The following is a 23536-nucleotide window of genomic DNA, read 5'->3' as shown; positions in this document are numbered from 1 at the left end:
TTATAATTTTGAATTTTCAATGATCATTTTAGCTAAACGGCTGTCTCTTTTATAAATATCCTTTCTGAAATTTAATTGTCCTTTTGGATTTACCCATGCTGTTAAATAAGTAATGATCACCGGAATTGGCTGATTGATCTTTACATACTTTTCTTTTTCTGCATTCATTGCTTCGTCAATTTTTTCTTCTGTCCATTCGGGTTGATGTCTTAATACATAGATTGCTAAACGTCTTGGATCTTCCACACGGATGCATCCATGACTGAAAGCACGCTGATCACGACTGAATAATGATTTCGATGGTGTATCATGAAGATAGATACTATGGCTGTTAGGAAACAGAAATTTTACTTTACCCAATGCATTCCAGGGACCTGGTTTTTGCCGCACACTTTTCCCGTTCCATTCCATATGATTTTTATTCAGGTAATTACTGTTTCGTCTGATGGCGGGCAGAACTTCTTTTGCTAAAATGCTTGAAGGCACATTCCAGTAAGGACTGAAAACTACATTGTTCATCATTCCGCTGAAAACTGCCGTTTTATTCAATTCAGTTCCTACTACCACTTTCATACTCCAGGCAAGTGTGTCATTTTTCAAAAGCATGAAAGCTAAATTCAGGAATATTTACAACAATATAATCTTTACGCAAAGCTAAAGGCAGCCATCTGCAACGTTCCATATTTACAATCAGCTGTTCAATTCTTTTTTCGAGGGGGTAATTTAATTCTTCAATAAATGATTTGCCAATTACCCCATCTTCGGTTAGCCCATATCGTTGCTGAAATTTTTTAATGCCTTCTTCCAATTCCTGATCATAAACGGGAGAGCCATTGTTTGAAACCAGATCACCAAGAATAAAAAGATGTTCACGGATATCAGTAATCACTTTACTGCTGTCTCCGGAACGGTATGATTTCTTATCTGCTTTTATTTGCTTCCACCTGCTGCCTGCCTGAATAGCTCTGTATTTTTTCAAGTTTTCTTTCAGTAAACCATATTGCCGGAACACAGGCTCATTTTTCATGAATGTTGATGAAGGTGCTTCGAGCAATGAATCAAGGATAGCTTCGTAAGATAATTTTTTCCGTGGCAGTCCCCAATCAATTTCACGAAGTGCTTTATCACTTATTCCAGTCCATATTTTTTGTGCGTAAAAAAAGTATTGTGCTGTCAGCATTAATTCAACAGAAATATTTGCTTTTTCTGTGAATGATAAGCTTGAATCATTATCCAGCATTTTATGCAGTTCAGCCTCATAAAAAGTTGGGAAGAAACTCCTTCATCATGGATGTTTTCAATTTTATTAAACAGGTTACCTGCCTGTTCAATCAATCCATTTTCGTCAAACCAGGCATAGGTGAAATTTCTGCCACTGTAAAATTTCAGCAAATCTTTTTCATAGATTTTCAGCTTGGGATATTGTTTAAAAAATGCGGGAATGGATGCACTGTCGAACTTCAGTTTTGTTTGTGTACTGAAATTTCCGGGCATCGTAACATCAGGTTTTACCTTAGGAATAGTGTCAAGTTGGGACACTTTATTTTTTCCGTTAGAAGAATTACAGGCAGGCAAGCAGGAGAAAATCAGAAATACAGCAAGGGTAATCAGGACAAGTTTGTTGTTCATCATATTTGGTTTAACAGAATGAAAATAAAAAAGTCCTGCTTAAAAAAGCAGGACTTTGTATTTCTGTGCAAAATAAATTAAGCTTCAGCTACTACTTCCAGTTCAATCTCAGCTTCGTTACCGTTAGCAAAATCAACTTTTGCTTTGTGTGTTCCGAGCTCTTTCACTTCATCCAGAATATGGATTTTGCGACGATCTATGTCATAACCTTTTTGCTCACGGATAGCACGGGCAACCATTACTGTAGTAATGCTACCGAAGATTTTACCACTTGTTCCTGTTTTAGCAGTAAGCTTTACAGGAGCTTCAGTAAGTTTAGCAATTACTGATTTAATTTCGGCCAGCATTGCATCTTCTTTCTTCTTCTGCACTTTCAAACGCTCAGCTAATTGCTTCAGGTTTGAAGGAGAAGCTTCAACAGCTACCTTTTGAGGAATTAAAAAGTTACGGGCATAGCCGTTTTTTACTTTCACCACTTCGTTTTTACCACCAAGTGTGTTAACGTCCTGAATTAAAATTACGTCCATTGTTTTGTTTTTAGTTTCCGAAACCCAGTTGTTCAACTGTCTTCCCGATGGCGGGAGTTAGGGAAAGGTTACTAATTTGTTTATTTCAACAGATCGGTTACATAAGGCAACAGTGCCATTTGGCGTGCCTTTTTAACTGCATCTGATAATTTACGCTGATACTTGAGTGATGTACCTGTTAAACGGCGGGGAAGAATCTTTCCCTGGTCGTTGATGAATTTCTTCAGGAACTCAACGTCTTTGTAGTCAATGTAACGAATACCGTATTTTTTAAAACGGCAGTACTTTTTCCTGGGCTTATCGGTTTTGATGGCCGTCAGGTATTTGATTTCATTTTTTGCCATGACTTAAGCCTCCGTTTTTAGTTGTTTGCCAGTAGGAACGCCATTTTTCTTTTTGTCATTGTACTCAACGGCGTATTTGTCGAGTGCAGTGTACATGTGACGGAGCACCTGCTCATCACGGTGGAGTTGAATATTCAGCTTGGCGTTAAAATCTGACGCAGCTTTGTATTCAATTACCCAGTAAATACCGGTTGTTTTTTTCTCGACCGGGTAGGCGAGAGATTTTAAGCCCCAGGGATTGCTGTACACCACTTCGCCGCCATTGGCAGCGAGTAAATCGGTGTAGCGTTTTTGTGCTGCCTTAAACTCTTCGTCAGACAGAACTGGAGTAAAAATCACCATCATTTCGTAATTGTTCATTACAGTTTGTGATTTAAAAATTAATAATTGGGTTTACCCATCGGATTCCCCGCCGGAGCGGAGAAAATCTGCCAATACAGATTTGGGGCTGCAAAGGTAGGGGAATGGGGCCTCCCTGCCAAGCAAAGTATGCATTATTTTCAGGGCTTAAAGCCGGGTGGTCTCGCAGCCAAAAACCTTGCTGCAAGGCGGTTATCCACTGTTTTCAGAAAGGATAAGAGCCATTAAAAAGCCCTCTGAAAAGAGGGCTTTTAGAATATTCAGAGTGGTTATTGTTTTATGAATTTTTCCGTCATCATTCCTTCATTTGTCATCAACTGTAATATGTATAAACCAGCTTTAATCTGTTTGAGGTTAAGATGAGTTGTTGTTTGATTGACATTGTTTTGCAAAACAACCTGCCCCTTACTGTCAATAATACGGATACTGTAAATCTGTGCACCACCACTTTGAACTGTGAGCTGATCATTTACCGGGTTAGGGAAAAAGCTGATTGATTTAACGCTGTTGAAATCAACGGCTTTAATGTCTGTTGTTTTTGCAGTGCCGTTTAAATCAACCTGGCGTATGCGGTAATAATTCCTTCCTTTTGCAGGTAATGGGTCAATATATTCATAATTAATAATTGAGCTGCTTGTTCCTGCTGCGTTTACTTTGTGGATGCTGGTCCAGGTGCGGCTGTCAGCAGAGTGTTCTACTTCAAAATAACTGCTGTTCAATTCCTGTACGGTGTTCCAGTTTATTTTTGCTTTGTTCCCAGCCTTAGTGACAGTGAAATTCCCAAACTCAACAGGAAGCGGAGCCGCCAATGGACTGAATGTAAATCTTGAAAAAACGGGGTAGTGATCACTTGTTGTACTGCCATAATTATTTATGAGAGAAGCAACATCGGTAAGTACGCTTGCAGAGTTGCTCATATAATAAGATGACAGTTCATTTGAAATTATCACATGATCAATCATGTCATTATAGGATACAGTTGATCTTTTGCCTGCAAGACTCAGTGCTAAAGTAGGCAAAGAAAAATTGACTGCATCAGTTGTAAAGGCAACATAAGATGTTGCAGGTGGCGTGATGCCATCTGTAATTGTTTGATCAAGATCATCATTTATATCACCAAGCAGAATGATATTGTCAGTTGGGTACAAATTATTAAATGTGTATTGTAAGGTGTCTGATCCTGACTTTCTCCTCGCATAAGATGTGGCGGTTGGAGATGTATTTGCCTTGGCATGCAGTAAAACAAAACGGATTGTTTTAGTTATACCATTCAAGGTTACGTCTGCCTTCATCATGAATGGGAAACGGCCACTTGCGAAATAATTGTATGCAGGATTTATGAGATCTGCTGCCGAGTTTATTCCCTGCGAAACCAAAGGCCCTGTAGTTATGTTAGTGAAGACTGATGTTTTATATACAAATGCCATCTTTTGAGCTTCTGCCAACGGAGAAGCGCCTGCTTCACTTGTATTTGTATGTGAACCATAGTTTGAAATAACATAACTGTAGCCTGGCATATTACCAACAACAGTTGCAAGTTTTGCTTCATCAACAACTTCAACCAGGCCATAAATATCTGCTCCAACAGTTTGAAGAACTGATTGCACATTGGATTGCTGTAACACATCATTAACTGGTCCGAGTGTTGTACTTCCAAACCATTCAATGTTCCAGTTTACAACCTCAAGTGTATTTACAGGGTCAATGCTAGTGCCCTTCAGATTTAGAATTGCATTGCTTACAGAAGCTGTACTAACCGTTATTGTCCCTGTAAAATCGAGATTATTTTGTGAAGGTGAAAATCTTGAATAAACTATTGAAGGAACATTGTTAGCTGCTGTCTGCGTTAATGTTAAAGAGTTTATAAAAGGGCCTCCTGCACTTGTTGACAATGTAAAGCCTGCAGAAGCTGTTAATGTAATATCACCAGTAATGTCATTACCGGTTACAGTAAAGCTTTTATCGATATTGTTTCCAAAAGCTGCAAATCCAAATTGAATATCAGTTGAACTGAGAGTTAAACTTGGAGGAGGAGGAACTGCAGAATTTGTTACCTGAATATCATCAAGCGTCCACCTGGCACCATCATCTGCTGAAGAAGAATAAACAAAGGCGAAGTAAATATTTGTTGTTTTAAAAGGAGTCAGGTTAATATTGTTTGATTCTGTCCATACATCACTTGTTTGCCCGGGGAACTTTCCATTAAGATCGGTCCATGTATAATTATTAGGATTGCCATAACCCGGATAGTTGGTAGACACTTTTAATTGCAATGGAGCACCATTAAATTTTTGTGCGGCTCCAGAAACTGAGTAAAGGAAAGTTTGTGGCAGTAAGATCAAATGCCGGTGAAATGAGCCAGTCTTCATTTAAAATATTTGTACCGCTGAATCCATTTATCTGCAACCCGTTGGCAGCGCTTCCTGAAGGGGGATTAGCAGCATCTCTTCCAAATGTTGTACATGCCCAAACCTGCGGGCCAACAACACTGAAGAGGCTAAAGCCATCCGTCAGGCCGGTTGTGCAGGAGTTGAAATTATAAAGATTACCAACAATGCCAAGTGGCATGTTTCCTGACGTAAAACTCCAGGTACTGTTGCCGGTGAAACCAGCAAAACTATTTCCTGAAAGATCTTTAAATGCACCATCGCTTACTTCTAAGTAATAAGATGTGGTAAATGCAAGCCCCTGGATTAAAAAAGAAGCTGAACTACCTGCAACAGTTACTTCAGCATCTGTTACATCAAATGTTTTTAAGATGCTGCCATCAGAAGTTTTTCTGAGTGTGATGCTTCCTGTACCTTTTTCAATATTTTCATTAAATGTAATGGATGCAGTAGAAGCAGTGGTCACGTTAACGGCTCCGTTTGCAGGAGACAAAACAGAAACCAGCGGAGCTGTAATATCTGTTATAGAGTTTTTAGGAGTAGGAAGATCTGCCGTAAAATCTGTGCCGTTCTGATTTGCATCAGAACCAATCGGTGTTCTTTGAATGGAATTGATTGCAGACGGAGCAGGAGCAGGGCCCGTTCCTTCAAATCCAATGGCAACAGTACCATATCCTACTTTATCAACAATAGAACTGTTTAGCGGATTGTTTCCGCTTAAAGCAGTTGTATTATTCACTAATGCAACTTTTCCTGATCCTGCTGCCATGGCAATACCTCCTGTTGCATCCGGTGTAGGGAGATCTGCAACACCACCTGCGCCAGCGCCTTCCTGCACTAAATAATAACTATGTGCAGGAATAGATCCAGTAAGATTGGTTACCTGCCATGCACCGGTACCGGTAGCAGAATTATATTGAACAGACCAACCGGCCAGGTTAACCGCAGTATTGCTGTTATTATACAATTCAATAAAATCATTTTTAAAATTAGCACCTGTATTTCCACCACCACCATATACTTCATTAATCACAACCGGTGGGTTATCATTATCATTCAGATTGATTGTTGCAGAATTTGGAGAGCCAATCACAAATGAGTTTGAAACAGTGCTGAGTGTAATGCCAATTGTTTCAGTGCCTTCAATAAAAATATCATTACTTACACTCAACGTAATTGTTCCGTTAAGGCTGCCTTCAGGAATGACAATACTTCCGTTCAATGCATCGCTGTAATCCGTATTTAATGTAGCTGAACCATTCAACGTATACGTAACAGTGAGGCCACCGGCTGGTGCAGGTGAAGAAAGGTTAATGGTAAACGTTCCATTTGTTGCAGGCTCTGCGGCATCAAGACCTGCTGCAATTGAAACAGATGGTGCAGCATCATTATCAGTAATTGTAATATTTTGTGCGGTTGTGCTTCCAAGTACTATACCTGCAGATGGGTTGCTGATCGTTAAAGCTGCAGTTTCAGCACCTTCTGCGAGATTATCATCAACAACAGTAAATGTTGCAGTTCCAGTTGTTTGGCCGCTGAGGATTGTAATTGAACCACCACTTAATGTATAATCTCCTGAAGTAATGTTTACGCCTGAAACACCAAGATCAATCGTTTGATTACCTGTTACCGCCTCGCTTGCAGTTGCTGTAACCGTAATCGCTGTTGCGTCTGCTTCAGTACCTGAATTAGTGCTAACAGAAAGAGTAACAGATGGAAGAGCTGTAATAGCATTTGCAACTCCATTGATGGTAACATTATCAATACTGAATGTACCTCCGGAAGCTTCTGCATTCCATCCATAAAAACGAAAGGTAACAGCTGATGTAATTGCATCGTAAGAGGAGCCTAACGTAATGGTGCTTCCATCTTCAGCAGAAGAAGTAGCATCTGAAACCTGGAATACATTAGTGGACACAACAGATAAATCGGTGTTTGCAGGCGAAATACCTGCAGGAAGGTTTGTGTTATAATCGAGACTTGATCTTACTGCATATTGTCTGATACCTGTTGCAGACCGTTGAAGTGTAAACGCAATTGAATTGATATCCAACGAATAGCCTGGAGTTGGTGTAATAGTAACCTGGTAATACTGATTGGTATTTATGGAACCGGTAAAAATATCTGATGCAGTGGTTGCCCCTGTTGGATGGCCTGTAAAACTAAATCGACCGCCGGCATTTGGGTTAAGTGTTGTTTGTCCAACCGCAGTAAAAGAACTAAAGGTCAGACCAGTTGCTGTTGGTGCCGGGGTTGGATCAGTGGTTCCTGAAGAATTTGTAACATTTGCAAAATTGTAAATTCCTGAAAAAACCTGGCTCCGGGCCGATAAAGAAAACAAGAACAAAGCAGGCACGATTAAAAACGAAAATCTAAATAACTTTCTCATTGTGATGTTAGTTTACTTTTCTGAATAAAATAAGGAGGAGAAAGGATCGGATTAATCGGCAGGATTTTGGAGCGATAAATGTAATGCTAATCAGTATTCACTTTTTAATGTATTAGATTAAATATTTATTAACATAAATGGATGCTATTGTTGAATACTTTCAGGTTTATTGTTTAAACAAAATAACCCCTTCGAGGTAATTGAATTTTTTTACACGGAAAATCACATCAAACCCAGCCGCAAAAAACAATTCCTCATGCCTCGGGCTGGCATATAGTATATAAAAGGAGCGGGGATGCTCCTTCAGCGAACGGTTGATCTTTTGTATCACGGTTTTCATCAGCACCTCATCAAAAGGGTTAAACAGGAACACAGTGCTCACTTCCTTTTCTATTTCAAACAGGCTCACATCCTGCCACCATAATTGGTAATCCAGCCCTGGGATCTCCTGTTTTAACTCCCCAAGGTTTTTTTCTGCAGCTTCAATCATCTCTTTGGCAAAATCAATTCCCCATACCTTATTATAACCGTAATGTGCAGCAATACACATCGCCCTTCCCTTGCCGCAGCCAATATCAAGAAATATTCCTGCCCTCGCACTCTCTGGCAAATGAGAAAACAACTCTTCAATGGTGAAATAACTCACAGGCATATACTCTGTCGCATGCGCAAGCTGGTTGCCTTTAATATTGAAACGGGAAAGATTATTGAACGATGTTGTATTTATCCTGTATTTTTTTCTCCTTTCAACTCATGATAGAAAGTGAAAAAACCAAGCTTGATTCCCCAGTTGGTTGCGATATAAAGAAAGTACCGGATATGTTGAAAAATCTTCACGATGCAGAGGATCTTATATCAATCACTTTCAGTTGAAGACTTACAGTTCCGTTCCAGTCATTTTCATCAATGCTGTAGATCACATCAATCGCTCCCTGTTGAACTATCGGGAATAAATGAGCTGCCCTGAAACAGATTCCTGTAATCACAACATCTTTTTGTTTTACAACTAAACGCAGGTGCTGTTCTTTTACAACCTTACTGTAACCGGTGTCAGTCACATTTCGACTAATGAATACGGGCCGCATATTTTCCGGGCCAAATGGCTCCATTTGTTTAATGATATTAAAAAAGCCCGGGCGGATATCAGTAAATGAAAGTTCAGTATCAATTACAATCTCAGGAATCAATTGATCGGGTGTAATTGTTTTGCTCACCACCTCTTCAAAAGCATTGGTAAATGCTTCAATATTTTGCGTAAGTAAGGTTAATCCTGCAGCCGCAAAGTGGCCTCCATATCCCAATAAATGTTCACGGCAGGCGTGAACCGCTTCATACAAATTAAACCCACTAACACTCCTGGCACTGCCCGCAGCATAATCACCACTTTGAGTTAATACAATTGTGGGGCGGTAATAGTGTTCTGTTAAACGGGAAGCTACAATTCCAACAACGCCTTTATGCCAGTGAGGCTGAAACAGAACAGTAGATTTCTTTGCTTTCAATACTTCGCTGCTGTTGATCATTGCCAGAGCCTCTTCAGAAATTGTAGTGTCGGCTTCCTTTCGTTCATCGTTATCGGCATGCAGCATTTCTGCATAACTCAAGGCTTCTTCATAGGTTTCAGCAATAAACATCTGCACGGCTTTCTTTGCATCATCCATACGGCCGGCAGCATTTACCCTTGGGGCAATCATAAACACCAGGTTAGTAATGTGCATGATCTTATCTGCCTTGCTTAAAAACATCAATGCCTTAATGCCATTGGATGGCTTTTCATTTACCTGTTTCAAACCATGAAAAGCAAGTATCCTATTTTCGCCGGTTATCGGAACAATATCAGCTGCTATGGCAGTAGCCACCAGGTCGAGATAACAGTTTACTTTTTCTTCGGAAACACCAAGTTTTTGGGCTAATGCTGTGATTAGTTTAAATCCAACACCGCATCCGCAAAGTTCTTTATAAGGGTATAAACAATCCTTCTGTTTTGGATTGAGTATTGCGGTTGCCGGTGGAAGAATATCATCGGGCAGATGGTGATCACAAACAATAAAATCTATTTCAAGTTCTTTGGCATAGCTGATTAATTCAACAGATTTTATTCCGCAATCGAGTGATATAATTAAAGTAAAATCATTTGCTTTGGCGAAATCGATCCCTTGTTTTGAAATGCCATAACCCTCCCTGTAACGGTGGGGAATATAAAATTCAACCAGTTCCTTCTGATAGACAGAAACAAGGAACTGGTACATGCAGGCTACGCTGGTGGTACCATCTACATCATAATCTCCAAACACAAGAATTTTTTCTTTTTGATCAAAAGCTGAAAGAACCCTGTCCGTAGCTTTATTTATATCCTTCATCAGCCAGGGGTCATGCAAATCGCTAAGTTGCGGGCGAAAGAAATTCTTTGCTTTGTCGAAAGTGTCAATCCCACGCTGAACAAGGATTTTGCAGATAGTTGGATGAATTTTCAGCTCAGCAGCAAGTGCCTCAGTTTTGATCGCATCAGCCTGCAAAATGGTCCATCTTTTTTGCATGCAGTTAGTATTTTCTGTCGGTTGTAAAACGTACTAATGATTCCAGCCCATTTCTGATTTCATTCTCAGGAAATTGGTGCAGTAATTCAATTGCCTCATCCCTGTATTGATTCATTTTTTTAGTAGCATAGTCAATGCCTCCGGCTTTTACTACTTCTTCAATAACCTGGTTGATATATTTCTTCTGCTTGTTTTCATTTTTAATAATATAAATCAGTTCTCTTTTCTTGGCCGCACTTACGGTATTAAGCGTATAAATTAACGGGAGGGTAAGCTTTTTTTCTTTAATATCATTTCCTGTTGGCTTTCCGATCGATTCACTCCCGTAGTCAAACAGATCATCTTTGATCTGGAAGGCAATGCCTGCCTTTTCTCCAAAAAGCTTCATTTGCTCTGTCTTAAAAGGATCATTTGTTGTTGACCAGGTTCCGGCAGCGCATGCAGAAGACAAAAGCGAAGCAGTTTTATTCTTGATGATTTCAAAATATACATCCTCGCTCAGGTTAAGCTTTCTTGTTTTTTCGATTTGAAGTAATTCTCCTTCGCTCATCTTTTCAACTGCTTCTGATAGTATTTTTAAAGTGGTAAAATCGTCATTTTTCAGAGACAGCAGTAAACCCTTTGACAACAGGTAATCACCAACAAGCACCGCAATTTTGTTCTTCCAGAGAGCATTGATGGAGAAAAACCCTCTTCTTTCCATTGATTCATCAACAACATCATCGTGTACAAGAGTTGCCGTATGCAGCAATTCAACCAAAGCTGCCGCCCTGTGCGTGCTTTCGGTGATATCTCCAAAAAGTTTGGCACTCAGAAATACAAACATTGGCCGCACCTGTTTTCCCTTTCTTTTAATAATGTACTGCATAATCCTGTCAAGTAAGGATACTCTGCTTTTTACTGCCGATTTGAATTTTTCTTCAAATTCAAGCAATTCATCTTTTACCAGAAGCTGTATTTGTTTCGAGGAGTTCATGAAGCGGCAATTTACATTAATTGAACATCTTTCATTTATTTTGAACCCAAAGCAACTTTTTGATTCTTCAAAAAGTCTCTTAACGTATTATTATTGTAAATAAATATTAAAAATTTTGCGTTTTTTAGTCACGGATATCTATTTTTGCAATAATCATCAGGAATTATCGAAACTTAATACAACAACTATGGCAAGCAAAAAGTACAGTCTCCTTCTGGGGGCCCTATGTTTAATCTTAACCAATCTGTCTGCTCAGAGCTATGATTGGAAGGACTCATCTCTGGTTCCAAAAAATGGAAAATCACAGCACAGTGAATTTTTACAGAATCAATACCCCTTTCCGGCAAAACCACGTAACCAGTGGGAAGTTGGATTAAGCGTTGGTAACGTAGCCATCAGCGGCGACGTTGGTGCACGTATCCCGCAAATTGGCTGGGGTGCTCATGTTAGAAAAGCTTTTGGGTACATTTTTTTCTGCAAGAGTGCAATACAGTGGCGGCATTGCAAAAGGAATGAACTGGAATCCTGCTTTCAACTATGGCAAGAACACGGCATGGAAATCAAATTATATTGCTCCTATTAATGTACAAAGCCCCCCAACAGTGGTAATCTTCGCCAACTGCAAAGTACAAATGGCTTTTTACCTTACCCGGTAGGTCAGTTAACAGGAGATCCTGTTTACTACAATTACAGAACGGTTTCTCACCAATTGGCTTTACAGGGAATCATCACACTGAATAATATCCGTTTCCATAAAGCTAAGACAGGATTTGTTATTTATGGTCTTGGCGGCATTGGTGGTATGATTTACGAATCAAAGGTTGATGCCTTTGATGCAAGCGGGTTGCCTTACACTTCTTTGTTTAGATCTGTATATAATAAATATCAGGTTGCAAATAAAAACAAAGGCGACATTTTACGTGACCTGAGAGCTGGAATGGATAAAAAATACGAAAGCGCAGCAGAAGGTCAGAATCTCCGCCGCCCTAAATTATTTGATATGACATTTAAGCCAACTGTACAGGTAGGTGTAGGTGTAGCATTCAAATTAAGCAAGCGTTTCAGTGTTGGTATTGAAGAAGTTCTTACATGGTCAAATGATGACCTGTTAGATGGTCAACGCTGGCAGGAAGCTTCAATGGGTGATGCTGCAATGACACGTGATTTTGATGCATGGCATTATACAAATGTTAACTTAAACTATAGCCTTGGATCTAAGGCAGTTGAGCCTCTTTGGTGGTTAAATCCTCTGGATTATGCTTATAATGAGTTGAACGCTCCACGTCACATGAAAATGCCTAAGCCTGTTTTGGATGATGCAGACGGTGATGGCGTTACTGATCAGTTCGATAACGAACCTAACACTCCGGCAGGATGTCCTGTTGATTCTCATGGTGTAAGCCGTGACACAGATGGTGATGGTGTTCCTGATTGTAAGGATAAGGAATTGATTACTCCAACACAATGTCAGCCGGTTGATGCTGATGGCGTAGGTAAGTGTCCAGATCCAGAGTGCTGCAAAAACCCAGTTATTGCACCTCCAACCTGTAACCTGGTTGATCTCCCAAGTATCAATTTTGCAGGTAATAGTACAGCTTTAAGTGCTGAAGCAAAAGCTTTGGTTGGCAGTGTTGCATCTTCATTACGTGGTAATCCTGAGTGTAAAATGATTGTTTGCGGCAGTGCTGCTAAGAGCAAATCAGGTCAGGCTTTAGGACAAAAACGTGTAGATGCAATAGTTAAATACCTCGTTGAAGTACAAGGTATCAGCGCAGACCGTGTTGTTGCTCAATACGACTGTCATGAAGGTGATCCTTCAGTGGTTGAGCTTCGTGCTGAAAAGAAGTAATAAATCAGAACTAATTGCTTATACAGCCCCGACTAAACAGTCGGGGCTTTTCTTTATGAAAAGATTAACCGGAAATTGTATTATTTGAAAAGGGATGGGGCTAATTTGCCCAAATAACTTAACTTCGTGGGCTTTTATGAATATCAGAACCAATTTTTTAGTGTTTTTTGTGGGTTTCCTTTCACTTACTTCCTGTAACAGAAATGCTGTTACAAAAATTCTGAAGAGTAAGGACGTTGAATATAAACTCGGAATGGCTGAGCAGTATTATGCGAATAAAAAATTCGGCAAGGCACAGATGTTATATGAAGATCTGTTCCCACTGCTGAGAAACGACCCAAGATTCGAAGATCTTTATTTTAAGTATGCAAATTGTGCCTTTTACCAGAAGGATTATATGAATTCAGAAAACCTATTTAAGGGCTTTCTGGAAGCATTTCCCAAAAGTACAAGAGCATCTGAGGTAGATTATTTGAGAGCTTACAGTTTTTTCAAGCAATCACCGAGAGTGGAACTGGATCAGACATCTACGCAAAAGACAATTGGTTTAATGCAGGCGCATTTGAATAACTATCCGGATTCGCCCAAACAACAGGAAGCCAAGAATATCATTGAGGAATGCTATGAAAAACTGGAATTAAAGGATTTTAAAAGCGCCGAGTTGTATTATAATATTGGTTCATACAGGGCAGCGGCAATTACATTTACAAACCTGTTGAATCATTACCCTGAATCAAAAAGGGGGAAGAATATAAATTGATGATCATTAAGTCCTATTTCCAGTATGCCGGAATGAGTGTGGAAGAAAAGCAGCAGGAACGATTTGAAAAAGTGATTGAAGAGTATTACGATTTTGTTGACAGGTTCCCGGAAAGTAAATTATTAAAAGACGCAGAAAAATATTTCAATTTATCTAAAAACAATTTAAACGCAAATAAAAATGAGCAGACTGATAAGAAAAGTTAGTGCCAATACAAGCAGTGTGGTTGAGACTAAAAATGTCGCTGATTTGAAGGCTAAAACCGGCAATCTGTATGAATCTATTGCAGTTATAGCAAAACGTGCCAACCAGATCAACATTTCTCTTAAAGAGGAGTTGCATAATAAACTGGAGGAATTTGCAAGTCATACAGACAGTCTTGAAGAGATTCATGAAAACAAAGAGCAAATTGAAATATCAAAAGCATATGAACGTATGCCTAACCCTGCACTTCTTGCAACCCAGGAATTTACAGACGATAAGATTTATCATCGCAGGGCAGAAAACGATTTGTTTTCTTAAGAGCAAAGGAAATATTTTTTTAATGGCGACCACTGGTCGCCATTAACGTTTTAATATTGCCTAATTTGCTCTATTTTACACAGCAAATGAAACTGAAAGGAAAGAAAATAGTATTGGGTATTACAGGAAGTATTGCTGCTTACAAATCAATACTTCTTGTACGTTTATTTATTAAAGAAGGTGCTGAGGTGAAGATAGTATTAACCCCTGCAGCAAAAGATTTTGTGTCTCCACTTGTTCTGTCAACTCTTTCGAAAAATAAAGTTTTAGTTGATTTGTTCGATGAAAACAGCTGGGCAAATCATGTTGAGCTTGGCCGCTGGGCTGACCTGATGCTGATAGCTCCTCTGAGTTGTAATACATTGGCAAAATTTGCAAATGGATTGTGCGATAATTTATTAACGGCCGTTTATCTCTCTGCAACATGCCCTGTAATGGTTGCACCCGCAATGGATGAGGATATGTGGAAACATGCATCAACAAGAAACAATATTGATAAGATACAGTCGTATGGAAATGTTATTATCCCGGTTGAAACCGGCGAGCTGGCAAGCGGGTTAACGGGTGAAGGAAGAATGGCAGAGCCGGAGGTTATCTTTGAAAAAATTGAGCGTTTTTTTTTGAGCAGTAATGATTTTGCCGGAATTAAAGTACTGATTACAGCTGGTCCAACTTATGAAGCAATTGACCCTGTCAGGTTTATTGGTAATCATTCAAGCGGGAAAATGGGAATTGCACTTGCAGCTGAATTGTCGGGGCGTGGTGCTGAAGTAGTCTTAGTTCTTGGACCATCTGATCAAACAATTAACTGCAGGCTTTCAAAGCTTATCAGAGTTAAAAGTGCAGAAGAAATGTATAACGCATGTATGAACGAATTCAGTTCATGTGCAGTTGCAATAATGTCAGCGGCTGTTGCAGATTACACACCGGTTGAAGCAGCAGAACAGAAGATTAAAAAGACAGAAACAACTTTTCAGATTGAACTGAAAAAAACAAAAGATATTTTAGGCAGTCTTGGAACTGTAAAAAAAGCGAAACAGTGGGTAGTTGGGTTTGCTTTGGAAACGAACAATGAAAAAGAGTATGCCATTGGAAAAATGAAAGCGAAAAATGCAGATATGATTGTATTGAACTCACTGAATGATGAAGGTGCAGGGTTTGGAGGGAATACGAATAAAATCAACATTTTTGATAAGAAAGGGAATGAATATTCGTTTTCACTAAAGAGTAAAGCTGAGGTGGCAACAGATATTATTGAAACACTAAAAAAGGTAATGAATGATTAAATCTGCACTTATTTTATTGTTTTCAATAGGTCTTCAGTTCAGCCATGCACAGGAATTAAATGCCCGGGTAAGGGTCGTTGATAATCAAATACCTTCAACTGTCGACAGAAAAATTTTTCGCACACTCGAATCATCCCTCACCAATTTTCTGAATAACCGTAAATGGACAAATGATGTTTTCAAACCAAACGAAAAAATCAACTGCCAAATACTGATTAATTTAAGGGAAATGACAGAGCCAAATGTGTATGCCGGCAGCATTACCATTCAGGCAGCAAGACCTGTTTATTCAACAACTTATGTTTCGCCTTTAATTAATTTCCAGGATCCGAATTTTGACTTTAAGTATATCGAATCGCAGGCGATGGAATTCAATGAAAACCGCATTTCAGGAAATGATCCGATGGTTTCAAATCTTACAGCTGTTATGGCCTATTACGCATATATAATCCTGGGTTTCGATTATGACTCATTTTCATCAAAAGGCGGGGATCCATTTTTTCAAAAGGCATTAAACATTGTAAACAATGCTCCTGATGCAACTAAGATATCTGGATGGAAGTCATTTGAAAATAATAACCGGAACAGGTATTGGCTTGCAGAAAATCTCATGAACAACCGGTATGCTGTTATCCATGATGTATACATCAATTATTACCGCAAGGGTTTAGATGTGATGTATGAGGATGAGAATATGGCACGTTCTGAAATTATGAATGCGCTGATTTATCTTGATAATCTTAACAGGGAAAACCCGAACCTGATGATTATTCAGTTTTTTATGCTTGGTAAAGCTGATGAACTGATCAATTTGTTTAAGAAAGCCGGGATCCCGGAGAAATCAAAAGCGGTAGAAATTTTAAGCCGCCTGGATGTAAGTAATTCGAATAAGTATAAACAGGAGTTGAAATGAGGAACCTGATTTTTTTATACTGCAGCATTCTTCTAATGATTTCCTGCTCCGATAAAAACAATATCCCTGAAGGAGTATTATCGCCCAAAAAGATGCAGGCAGTACTTACTGATATTCTGGTTGCTGATGTTTTGAACAATGAACGAATTCTGAAAGACACATCGTTAAAGTTACCTGCTGAAGATGCATCTTACTTTCTGAGGATATTTCAACTGCACAATACAACCAGGAATGAATTCAGCAGAAGTTATAATTTTTATTTAAAGCGTCCTGATTTGCTGAAAGTAATAACAGACTCCGTTTCTTCCGATATCAGCAGACGTAATCAAAATTTGAACAAAGGAACAGACTCACTTAAAAACAGACCTAATGGTAATAACTTCAAGAAAATTGCAAGACCTTATGGGCGTCAACAGTAGAATTGCAGATTACTTTGCCAATGAAAGACCTGTACCGGTAAACAATCTATTTTGGGGAAAGAAGCGGATTTATATTTCTGGTGGATTTGGTTTTTTAACCATACCTCTTGCATTTGATCTGATTCATAAATCAGGGGTGCCGTTGGAGTTGCTGTTAAATAATGATCATGTATCATTAATGGAAAATGGATTTGACCAGTTAAAAAGATACGAAAACAGGAAATTTCATTTCCACAATTTTTGAAAAATTGCAAACAACTCTGGAAACCTCTTTTGAAACAGGAAAAGTTGGCTAATGAGTTAAATCGTGTCCTTTCCGGTGAAAATCCCCTGTATTTTAAATTTGAAACAAAGCATAAAGCATTGGCCCGTTCAGATGCCTTTTTATTTACACTTGTTGATCTTGAATTAACGGATGAATGGGTTGAAAACTTTTTGCCTTACTGGTATTCTCTTGCAAGACCTATTTTGTTATTAGACGATTTTAAGGATCTTCCTGAAGACAGGCACAACAGAGATGAAAACACAATTATTGAACTTGGAAACAATGCTGATGGAATAAGAGCAGCTCATGAACTGGGTATAAAAGATCTGGAAAAGCTGAGTACAATAAATCCGAAACTTGCAAAGTATATGCTTAATTCCTTTAACGAATCATTGCTTTACGATCATATACAAACAGAACTCGGTTAATCAATCAATGAGTTTTTCATAGCAAAGAAAACAAGCCCTACGGAATTCTTAACTCCGAAACGTTCCATTAAACGGTCTTTAATTGCCTCAACCGTACGGGGGCTTATTTCCATTTCTTTCGCAATTTCCTGGGCAGTATACTCCATACACAAAAGCCTGATCACCTGCTTTTCTTTGTCTGAAATCTGAATTTCGCTGTTAAGAGTTGGAATTGCCTTTGCTTTGGTATGCGATTTTTTAAGCAGAATGCGGTTTACAAAGTTGTTGAGATAATAACCCTTTGTATATACTTCAAGAATTGCTTTTTTTATTTCTGCAGGGTCAGAGCTTTTGAGCAGGTAACCATTTGCCCCGTTCTCCATCAGGTGAGTTACAAAGCGTTCGTCTTCATACATGGTAAGTACCAGCACATGCATATGTGGAAACTGTTTACTCACAGCCTTGGTGGTCTCAATGCCATCTTTCCCAGGCATCCGGAGATCCATCAGAATGACGTCTGGCTGTGCCTCAGCTAAACCTGCCAGTAACTCCTCTCCGTTTTCGGCTTCCAGTACAAACTTGATGTTGGTGTACGACCTTAGGGAAAGGATAACACCTTTCCTGAATATCTGGTGGTCATATGCTATTGCTACTTTTATCTGGCTCATAAGATTTGGATTTAAAGTTAAACTTTTTCGGCAATCATACCATCGCCTCAACAGGAATCTCTATAGTTACTTTATAATATGTGTTGGATGAGTCTTTCTCAAACAGAATTTTAGAGTTTAAAATTTTAACCCGGCTGAAAATATTCTTTAACCCCATACCCTTTGGGGTATCCCTCAGCTTTTCATATTCAGTCTGGGTTAAACCTTCCCCATCATGATGCATGCGTATATAAATATACTGATCTGTTTTGTTTTGGGTTAAATGAATAAAGCTTGAGTGGCTGTGTTTGAGTGTATTATTAACCAATTCCTGAAGAACCCTGAAAATTGATAACTCATATTCCAGCTTTAACCGTCTTTTATAATCATGAAAACGGGCACTGGCACTGATGGAGCCACTGCCGTTGATTTTCTGAAACATGTCATTAACGGCGCTTTCCAGCCCAAAGTTCTTTAATGTGGGTGGAATCAGGTTATGCGACATATTGCGAATCAGCTGTATGGTATCATCAATTATCTGCTTGGCGTTGTAAATACTTTGCAATTGAGTGCCCTGGTCCTGGTGAATAAGACCTTCATTGAGGTAAAGCCGTACGGTAGCTAAAAGAGGTCCTGCATCATCGTGCAGATCGGCTGCAATACGCTGGCGTTCTTCTTCCTGGCTCTGTATGGAAGCCTGCAGCATCATTTGTTGCTGATCATCCTGCATTTTTTCATGCGTAACTGGAAGTAAATCACTTTACGCTGGTGAAAGACTATAAAAACAATAAGGCTTACTGCAAGAAGCAGCATGCCGAATGTACCAAAGTATACAACATAAGTAGTATTTGCAGAATTTTGGGTTTGTAAAAAAACATGGGTTAAAGCGGTTGTTATAAGATGTTAGCTTTCAATGAGGTTAGTTGTTTTTCTTTACTTTGTTTCCACATTGAATATCCTATAGTAATATTGGTCAAAATGGAGATAAATGAATGAATAACAGTATAGTCATCTATGTTAGATTCGTTTTCAAGCCAAAACTCTGCAAATACATATATGAAAAACGTTCCTGAAGAGTAAATAAATATTGCAACTACATACCAAAACTCAGGCAATGAATAAATGAATAACGTATCAGGAGCTTTCATTTTTCGTAAAAGAAAGTTATTGAGAGGATAAGTAAAATAATTCCTTGTACAGAAGAGGGTATTTTATTATAGTCGCTTGTGTTATTAAAGAAAATTGAAAGAATCAGTAAAAATGATAAATACAAAAAGAAACCGATAATCGTTAATCTTTTTAGTAAAGGCGATGGTGAAATGCTATTAAAAATAAAACAAATGAGAAATATTTTCAGGATAGCAAAAAAAACGCCGTTCCAGAAATAAAGATCAGGATATCTTGAATACGAAAAATTATTTAAGAGCTCATTAAAAATGCTGTATAAAAAATAGAACAGCAATATCCGTTTATACAATACCTTCCTGTTACTCTTCGACGAAAAGTACATGATAACAGGCAATAACATCGTTATTCCTCGCAAGTCGTTTAATAATAAAAAAATTCCTATATCTGACGGTTTGAGTCAAATATAGGAACTTCCAATAAGCAGTCAAAAATTACTTAGCCGCTCCCCATCCGTCGTGAACTACAGCACCATCATCACCAATCATGCCTTCTTCAAGAAGCATCTCACCTGTAGCTGTTACTACTGTATATTCAAGAATCGGTTTTCTGTTTGCATCTACACCTACTAAAACAGACTGACGAATTCCAGCGCTGTTATATCCAGGTACAATTGCGATACCAACGCATCCTGGTTGTGCTAGTATTTTTGCAAAAAGATTTTTTCCCAGAATGTTAGCGAAAGCCTCTTCCGGGTTTTTGTCGAAAAATCTTTTTACCATTTCCTCTCCAGCCTCAAAGCCAATATGTCTTCCTATTTCCTCGATCTGGGTTTTTTGTTGTAATTCTTTTTGCATAGTTGTAGGTTTTAGAAGTTGTATTTAATGTGCTAATTTTTACAAAATATGAAGGATAGGCAATAGGCACATTTTAAGGAGACTGTTGAAAACATTGGTAACTAATTGATAAAAAATGAATTACAGGTAAAATATAGTTAAATAAGTAAAAAGACTTAGGCAATATTACGATTTAAAATACGTAAAATTACTAAGTAGTAATAAGAAGTTTCACGAGAATTTGAAAGTAAAATGACCAAGTAGAAGCCCCTTGTGCAGAAAATGTTAATAAGTGAAAACACTTAGTAAATTTCCTCAATGGCTTGGAAGTAGGATAATCTGAAGAAACCCGGAAGCATAGTATTTTTAAAAATGAAATACAAACCAGTAAAACATTGCAGAATAAAAGTATTGAAAAACTCCAAAGCAAACAAGCCGTTTCCTGTAGAAAATGAAACTGATTTTCAAAAAAAGGTCATCTCCCCTCAATCCGGAGTCTGGGTTTTATCAGAAAAACCGTAAAAACATAACGGGTTAAAATCTTACAATTCCATTTTTGACAGCATAGATTGCCAGTCCCACCCTGCTTTTAACATCTAATTTTACAAAAAGCTGGTCTCTTAAACTATCAATAGCACGGGGACTTAGGTCCATTTCCAGGGCAATCTCCTTATAGGTTTTATCTGTTGAGGTATACCGAAGAAAAAGCAATTCGTGTTCCTGTAAAAGGGCTTCGTCAATTTTGCGTTTATTGTCCTTTCCCTTTATAAACAACCCGGAAAGTTTGCTACCAAGATAATTGGAATGATAATACCCATCCCTGTACAATGTTTCAATGGCAGTTTTCAGTTCTGTCGGCTGAATATCTTTTCGCAAAAATCCCTTAACCCCAAACTGCAATAAACGGATCAGAGAAAGCTCAGAATCATACATAGTTACGGCCATCACTTTTACAGCAGGGAATTGAAGCTGCAATTGCTCTGCTGTTTCAAACCCATCCATTTCGGGCATATTTAAATCAAGCAGGATGATATCAGGGATATTACCGCTTTTAAGACATCGCATTACTTCCAATCCGTTACAGGCCTGAAAAATCACAGCACATGTCTGAAATTGATCAATTAAGCCGGCAAGTGCATTACGAAGCAGTATATGGTCGTCTGCTATAAGTACTTTTATTTTCTGTTGTTCATCTGTCATTACTTGTATACGGAATTTTAATAGTAATAGTTGTTCCCTTATTCTGCATGCCTTCTATACCGAAACTGCCATTTAAGGCTGCCACCCTTGCCTGCATATTGGTTATACCAGCTCCATGATGTTTTGGCTGCTGTACGTTATAGCCAATACCATCATCAGCAATACTGATCAGCAGCTCTTTCTCCTGAAAGTAAAGGTGAAACTGAACAACACCTGCACAGGCATGCTTGATAATATTTTGAAGGGCTTCCTGTATGATGCGGAAAAGGATCAGTTCCTTTTGCGATTCAAGAAATTTAGTTTCCCCAAAAACATGCATGACTATATTGATTTTTGCCGAACGGTTAATTCTTTCGATTTCTGCTTCGAGGGCATTGAGCAGGCCCTGCGATGCAATCATATCTGCATTAAGACTTCTTGAAAGATTACTCAGTTCATCGATAGTTTTCCCGATAAGGTCGGCACAGGAACCAACTATGAATTTACCTTGTTCAGTATCATTCCATGCAATTGTAGTGAGCTGTAGTTTGGCAAGGGTAAGTGAGAGATTGATATTGTCGTGAATTTCACGGGATATTTCGGTTAAGGTTGACTCATGAATTTCCATACGGCTGGCGATAAGCTGTGTTTCATGTTCAGCTTTGAGCATGTTTTCTTTTTCAAAGTGCAATGCCTGTTTTTTTTCTGTAAGCATACAGCAATAATGCCACAACTGACACCATCAGTATAAGAAACACTAATGTAAAAATATAGAAAATGGTTATTCTTAATTGCTGGTCTTGCATAAAAAAGCTTTAAAAATGCATAAGTACAGGATCAAATATGAAAACTCAGTTGTAATACTACTTATAGTTTCTAATAGTAAATATCGGTCTATCAATATTTGATTAAAAAATGATGATGGGAAACTTAACAAGAAGTGCAAGCTTGCACCTGCTACAATCCAAAAATGAGGAGACTTTGCCGGACTACCAGAATAAGTCTCTCGCAATAAATTAAAAAAGTAAAATGTACATCCAAAAACGATAAGAATAGGAGGTGATACTCTAACGAAAGTGGTAAAAGCAATATCACGGCTTCTGATATTGATAAAAACAAACAATAATAATAAAGCACAAGCAACTATAAATAAAAATTGCTTCAATTTTAAAATGTCCTTAAAAAAAATCACAAAACATCCTGCTTCAACAATGATAAAACTCATATAAATGTGTCTGGAAGTATTTGGCGGGAGAGGAATATACAAAGCAATATTCGTTATTTCAGATGCTGTTAAAAAAACTAACATAGGCCAAAGTCTGTAGGTGTCTTTTATCCTTAAGAGGCCTGTTATTAAAACAGTAATACAAAAAAAATCAATGATTAGTCCCATATAATCCCCTGTAATTTTTTCTGTAAGGTAATTGTGATTTCATGAAACCTATGGTTCTTAATTTTCCACAAGTAACTGATCTTTTTCCTTTTTACAGCGGGAAAAAAACGTTTAAATGCTGAGGTTTTTCCCATTGTATTGTTTTGTGCAGCTATTAGTTTTGAAAGAACAAATGAAAATGGGCAGTAACACGTTTACATAACCGGCTTCGTTTGTTGAGTTTCTTTTTGCTTAGTTAGGGAAAAACACCTTTTTTAAATTAGGCTTAATTAATGAAAAACTGAAATATAGGGTTTAGTAAGCTCTTATCATCTATGAGAAACATCTTTTTGAACATATTGCGGCTGGTAACCGTATGGGAATGCTTATGCCCGGCAGCTAACCACTGGCAAACTTAAGCAACAAGGATTGGCTTTGCAGCCATGAGGGAAAAACACTGTATGCCCTGTGTGCTGCGCAACACACGCAAGACGAGTAAATGGTTTAAAACTTAAAGTTAAAAGAAATGAAAAAGATTTCATTGTTATTAGCATTAATTGCCTTTACAGCATCAGTATCTTTTGCAGCAAAAACTCCAAACAAATCAAAACTGAAGATTTCAAAATTAAATCTTGGAAGGGAGTGCTGTACAGCAACAGGTTCGTGGGGAGAAAATGGGGCAACAATTAGCGTTACAGCTTGTTCTGGCTGGTTTTAAGTAACAGCGACAATGCAATGGATCGGGCTTGTGAAAAAGCTGAAGCAGCTTTACATGCTGCTCAGCAATAAAATATTATGCTTATTTAT

Annotated in this window: 22 protein-coding genes and 3 pseudogenes; 10 read left to right on the top strand and 15 right to left on the bottom strand. The window is 38.4% G+C overall.

Annotated elements, in window-relative coordinates; genetic code table 11:
* The 9 genes and pseudogenes from IPK31_03410 to IPK31_03370 form a co-directional block, all read right to left on the bottom strand.
* Positions 1–1629, bottom strand: a pseudogene (locus tag IPK31_03410) (L,D-transpeptidase family protein).
* Positions 1630–1706: 77 nt separating this feature from the next.
* Positions 1707–2156: a 50S ribosomal protein L9 gene (gene rplI, locus IPK31_03405; protein MBK8087069.1), complete on the bottom strand. Its 450-nt coding sequence runs from the start codon at positions 2154–2156 to the stop codon at positions 1707–1709.
* An 80-nt stretch (positions 2157–2236) separates the two neighbouring features.
* The gene (locus IPK31_03400) at positions 2237–2500 is read right to left on the bottom strand and encodes a 30S ribosomal protein S18 (protein MBK8087068.1); all 264 of its coding nucleotides are present in this window, start codon (positions 2498–2500) and stop codon (positions 2237–2239) included.
* Between the two features lie 3 nt (positions 2501–2503).
* Complete coding sequence (gene rpsF / locus IPK31_03395; GenBank protein MBK8087067.1) at positions 2504–2860, bottom strand: 30S ribosomal protein S6; 357 nt, start codon at positions 2858–2860, stop codon at positions 2504–2506.
* Positions 2861–3129: 269 nt separating this feature from the next.
* Entirely contained in the window at positions 3130–5229 is a 2100-nt protein-coding gene (locus IPK31_03390; GenBank protein MBK8087066.1) for a T9SS type A sorting domain-containing protein, read from the bottom strand.
* Positions 5144–7636, bottom strand: coding sequence for a lamin tail domain-containing protein (locus tag IPK31_03385; protein ID MBK8087065.1), 2493 nt, complete (start codon positions 7634–7636; stop codon positions 5144–5146). The genes IPK31_03390 and IPK31_03385 overlap by 86 nt, the downstream gene beginning before the upstream one ends.
* Positions 7637–7802: 166 nt before the next feature.
* Positions 7803–8288, bottom strand: a complete 486-nt coding sequence (locus tag IPK31_03380; protein MBK8087064.1) for a class I SAM-dependent methyltransferase — start codon at positions 8286–8288, stop codon at positions 7803–7805.
* 181 nt (positions 8289–8469) lie between these two features.
* On the bottom strand, positions 8470–10173 hold the full coding sequence (gene recJ, locus IPK31_03375; protein MBK8087063.1) for a single-stranded-DNA-specific exonuclease RecJ: 1704 nt from the start codon (positions 10171–10173) through the stop codon (positions 8470–8472).
* Positions 10174–10177: 4 nt separating this feature from the next.
* Entirely contained in the window at positions 10178–11149 is a 972-nt protein-coding gene (locus IPK31_03370) for a polyprenyl synthetase family protein (GenBank protein MBK8087062.1), read from the bottom strand.
* Between the two features lie 443 nt (positions 11150–11592).
* On the opposite strand from IPK31_03370, the gene IPK31_03365 reads away from it, so the two are divergent.
* The 9 genes and pseudogenes from IPK31_03365 to IPK31_03325 all read left to right on the top strand — a co-directional run bounded on the left by IPK31_03365 (position 11593) and on the right by IPK31_03325 (position 17591).
* On the top strand, positions 11593–11805 hold the full coding sequence (locus IPK31_03365) for a hypothetical protein (protein ID MBK8087061.1): 213 nt from the start codon (positions 11593–11595) through the stop codon (positions 11803–11805).
* Between the two features lie 53 nt (positions 11806–11858).
* Complete coding sequence (locus tag IPK31_03360; GenBank protein ID MBK8087060.1) at positions 11859–12998, top strand: OmpA family protein; 1140 nt, start codon at positions 11859–11861, stop codon at positions 12996–12998.
* A 136-nt stretch (positions 12999–13134) separates the two neighbouring features.
* A pseudogene (gene bamD, locus IPK31_03355) lies at positions 13135–13964 on the top strand (outer membrane protein assembly factor BamD).
* The gene (locus IPK31_03350) at positions 13939–14280 is read left to right on the top strand and encodes a DNA-directed RNA polymerase subunit omega (GenBank protein ID MBK8087059.1); all 342 of its coding nucleotides are present in this window, start codon (positions 13939–13941) and stop codon (positions 14278–14280) included. The pseudogene bamD and the gene IPK31_03350 overlap by 26 nt, the downstream one beginning before the upstream one ends.
* A gap of 86 nt (positions 14281–14366) precedes the next feature.
* Positions 14367–15566, top strand: coding sequence for a bifunctional phosphopantothenoylcysteine decarboxylase/phosphopantothenate--cysteine ligase CoaBC (coaBC, locus tag IPK31_03345; protein ID MBK8087058.1), 1200 nt, complete (start codon positions 14367–14369; stop codon positions 15564–15566).
* A complete protein-coding gene (locus tag IPK31_03340; GenBank protein ID MBK8087057.1) occupies positions 15559–16479 on the top strand; it encodes a DUF4835 family protein in 921 nt (306 codons plus the stop codon). Before coaBC ends, IPK31_03340 begins: the two co-directional genes overlap by 8 nt.
* Positions 16480–16514: 35 nt before the next feature.
* Complete coding sequence (locus IPK31_03335) at positions 16515–16898, top strand: DUF4296 domain-containing protein (GenBank protein MBK8087056.1); 384 nt, start codon at positions 16515–16517, stop codon at positions 16896–16898.
* Complete coding sequence (locus IPK31_03330; protein MBK8087055.1) at positions 16882–17142, top strand: hypothetical protein; 261 nt, start codon at positions 16882–16884, stop codon at positions 17140–17142. The genes IPK31_03335 and IPK31_03330 overlap by 17 nt, the downstream gene beginning before the upstream one ends.
* A 44-nt stretch (positions 17143–17186) precedes the next feature.
* The gene (locus tag IPK31_03325) at positions 17187–17591 is read left to right on the top strand and encodes a hypothetical protein (protein MBK8087054.1); all 405 of its coding nucleotides are present in this window, start codon (positions 17187–17189) and stop codon (positions 17589–17591) included.
* Here IPK31_03325 and IPK31_03320 read toward each other — a convergent pair.
* From IPK31_03320 to IPK31_03295, 6 genes and pseudogenes are all read right to left on the bottom strand, one after another.
* Positions 17588–18238 (bottom strand): response regulator transcription factor, encoded by a 651-nt coding sequence (locus IPK31_03320; GenBank protein MBK8087053.1) that lies wholly within the window; start codon positions 18236–18238, stop codon positions 17588–17590. The two genes, IPK31_03325 and IPK31_03320, sit on opposite strands and share 4 nt — an antisense overlap.
* Before the next feature lie 34 nt (positions 18239–18272).
* A pseudogene (locus tag IPK31_03315) lies at positions 18273–19030 on the bottom strand (two-component sensor histidine kinase).
* An 806-nt stretch (positions 19031–19836) separates the two neighbouring features.
* Positions 19837–20199 (bottom strand): hypothetical protein, encoded by a 363-nt coding sequence (locus IPK31_03310; GenBank protein MBK8087052.1) that lies wholly within the window; start codon positions 20197–20199, stop codon positions 19837–19839.
* Between the two features lie 513 nt (positions 20200–20712).
* On the bottom strand, positions 20713–21378 hold the full coding sequence (locus IPK31_03305; GenBank protein MBK8087051.1) for a response regulator transcription factor: 666 nt from the start codon (positions 21376–21378) through the stop codon (positions 20713–20715).
* Positions 21368–22027, bottom strand: coding sequence for a hypothetical protein (locus tag IPK31_03300; protein MBK8087050.1), 660 nt, complete (start codon positions 22025–22027; stop codon positions 21368–21370). Before IPK31_03300 ends, IPK31_03305 begins: the two co-directional genes overlap by 11 nt.
* 117 nt (positions 22028–22144) lie before the next feature.
* Positions 22145–22750: a hypothetical protein gene (locus tag IPK31_03295; protein ID MBK8087049.1), complete on the bottom strand. Its 606-nt coding sequence runs from the start codon at positions 22748–22750 to the stop codon at positions 22145–22147.
* A gap of 505 nt (positions 22751–23255) precedes the next feature.
* Between IPK31_03295 and IPK31_03290 the strand changes: the two genes are divergently transcribed.
* Positions 23256–23447: a hypothetical protein gene (locus IPK31_03290; protein MBK8087048.1), complete on the top strand. Its 192-nt coding sequence runs from the start codon at positions 23256–23258 to the stop codon at positions 23445–23447.
* The last annotated feature ends 89 nt before the right edge of the window (positions 23448–23536 follow it).

It is taken from the genome of Chitinophagaceae bacterium (assembly GCA_016713085.1).
Classification (GTDB): domain Bacteria; phylum Bacteroidota; class Bacteroidia; order Chitinophagales; family Chitinophagaceae; genus Lacibacter.
Note: the sequence above shows the minus strand (reverse complement) of the source record. Positions and strands in the feature narration are given on the sequence as shown.

Bases quoted from the DNA above. Each gene is read 5' to 3' on its own strand.
- IPK31_03380 (MBK8087064.1), bottom strand. From the start codon at position 8,288: ATGCCTGTGAGTTATTTCACCATTGAAGAGTTGTTTTCTCATTTGCCA.
- IPK31_03290 (MBK8087048.1), top strand. From the start codon at position 23,256: ATGAAAAAGATTTCATTGTTATTAGCATTAATTGCCTTTACAGCATCA.
- IPK31_03310 (MBK8087052.1), bottom strand. From the start codon at position 20,199: ATGCAAAAAGAATTACAACAAAAAACCCAGATCGAGGAAATAGGAAGA.
- IPK31_03320 (MBK8087053.1), bottom strand. From the start codon at position 18,238: ATGAGCCAGATAAAAGTAGCAATAGCATATGACCACCAGATATTCAGG.
- rplI (MBK8087069.1), bottom strand. From the start codon at position 2,156: ATGGACGTAATTTTAATTCAGGACGTTAACACACTTGGTGGTAAAAAC.
- recJ (MBK8087063.1), bottom strand. From the start codon at position 10,173: ATGCAAAAAAGATGGACCATTTTGCAGGCTGATGCGATCAAAACTGAG.
- IPK31_03400 (MBK8087068.1), bottom strand. From the start codon at position 2,500: ATGGCAAAAAATGAAATCAAATACCTGACGGCCATCAAAACCGATAAG.
- IPK31_03305 (MBK8087051.1), bottom strand. From the start codon at position 21,378: ATGACAGATGAACAACAGAAAATAAAAGTACTTATAGCAGACGACCAT.
- IPK31_03300 (MBK8087050.1), bottom strand. From the start codon at position 22,027: ATGCTCAAAGCTGAACATGAAACACAGCTTATCGCCAGCCGTATGGAA.
- IPK31_03335 (MBK8087056.1), top strand. From the start codon at position 16,515: ATGATTTCCTGCTCCGATAAAAACAATATCCCTGAAGGAGTATTATCG.
- IPK31_03390 (MBK8087066.1), bottom strand. From the start codon at position 5,229: ATGAAGACTGGCTCATTTCACCGGCATTTGATCTTACTGCCACAAACT.
- rpsF (MBK8087067.1), bottom strand. From the start codon at position 2,860: ATGAACAATTACGAAATGATGGTGATTTTTACTCCAGTTCTGTCTGAC.
- IPK31_03350 (MBK8087059.1), top strand. From the start codon at position 13,939: ATGAGCAGACTGATAAGAAAAGTTAGTGCCAATACAAGCAGTGTGGTT.
- coaBC (MBK8087058.1), top strand. From the start codon at position 14,367: ATGAAACTGAAAGGAAAGAAAATAGTATTGGGTATTACAGGAAGTATT.
- IPK31_03340 (MBK8087057.1), top strand. From the start codon at position 15,559: ATGATTAAATCTGCACTTATTTTATTGTTTTCAATAGGTCTTCAGTTC.
- IPK31_03330 (MBK8087055.1), top strand. From the start codon at position 16,882: ATGGGCGTCAACAGTAGAATTGCAGATTACTTTGCCAATGAAAGACCT.
- IPK31_03365 (MBK8087061.1), top strand. From the start codon at position 11,593: ATGTTAGAAAAGCTTTTGGGTACATTTTTTTCTGCAAGAGTGCAATAC.
- IPK31_03370 (MBK8087062.1), bottom strand. From the start codon at position 11,149: ATGAACTCCTCGAAACAAATACAGCTTCTGGTAAAAGATGAATTGCTT.
- IPK31_03385 (MBK8087065.1), bottom strand. From the start codon at position 7,636: ATGAGAAAGTTATTTAGATTTTCGTTTTTAATCGTGCCTGCTTTGTTC.
- IPK31_03295 (MBK8087049.1), bottom strand. From the start codon at position 22,750: ATGGGACTAATCATTGATTTTTTTTGTATTACTGTTTTAATAACAGGC.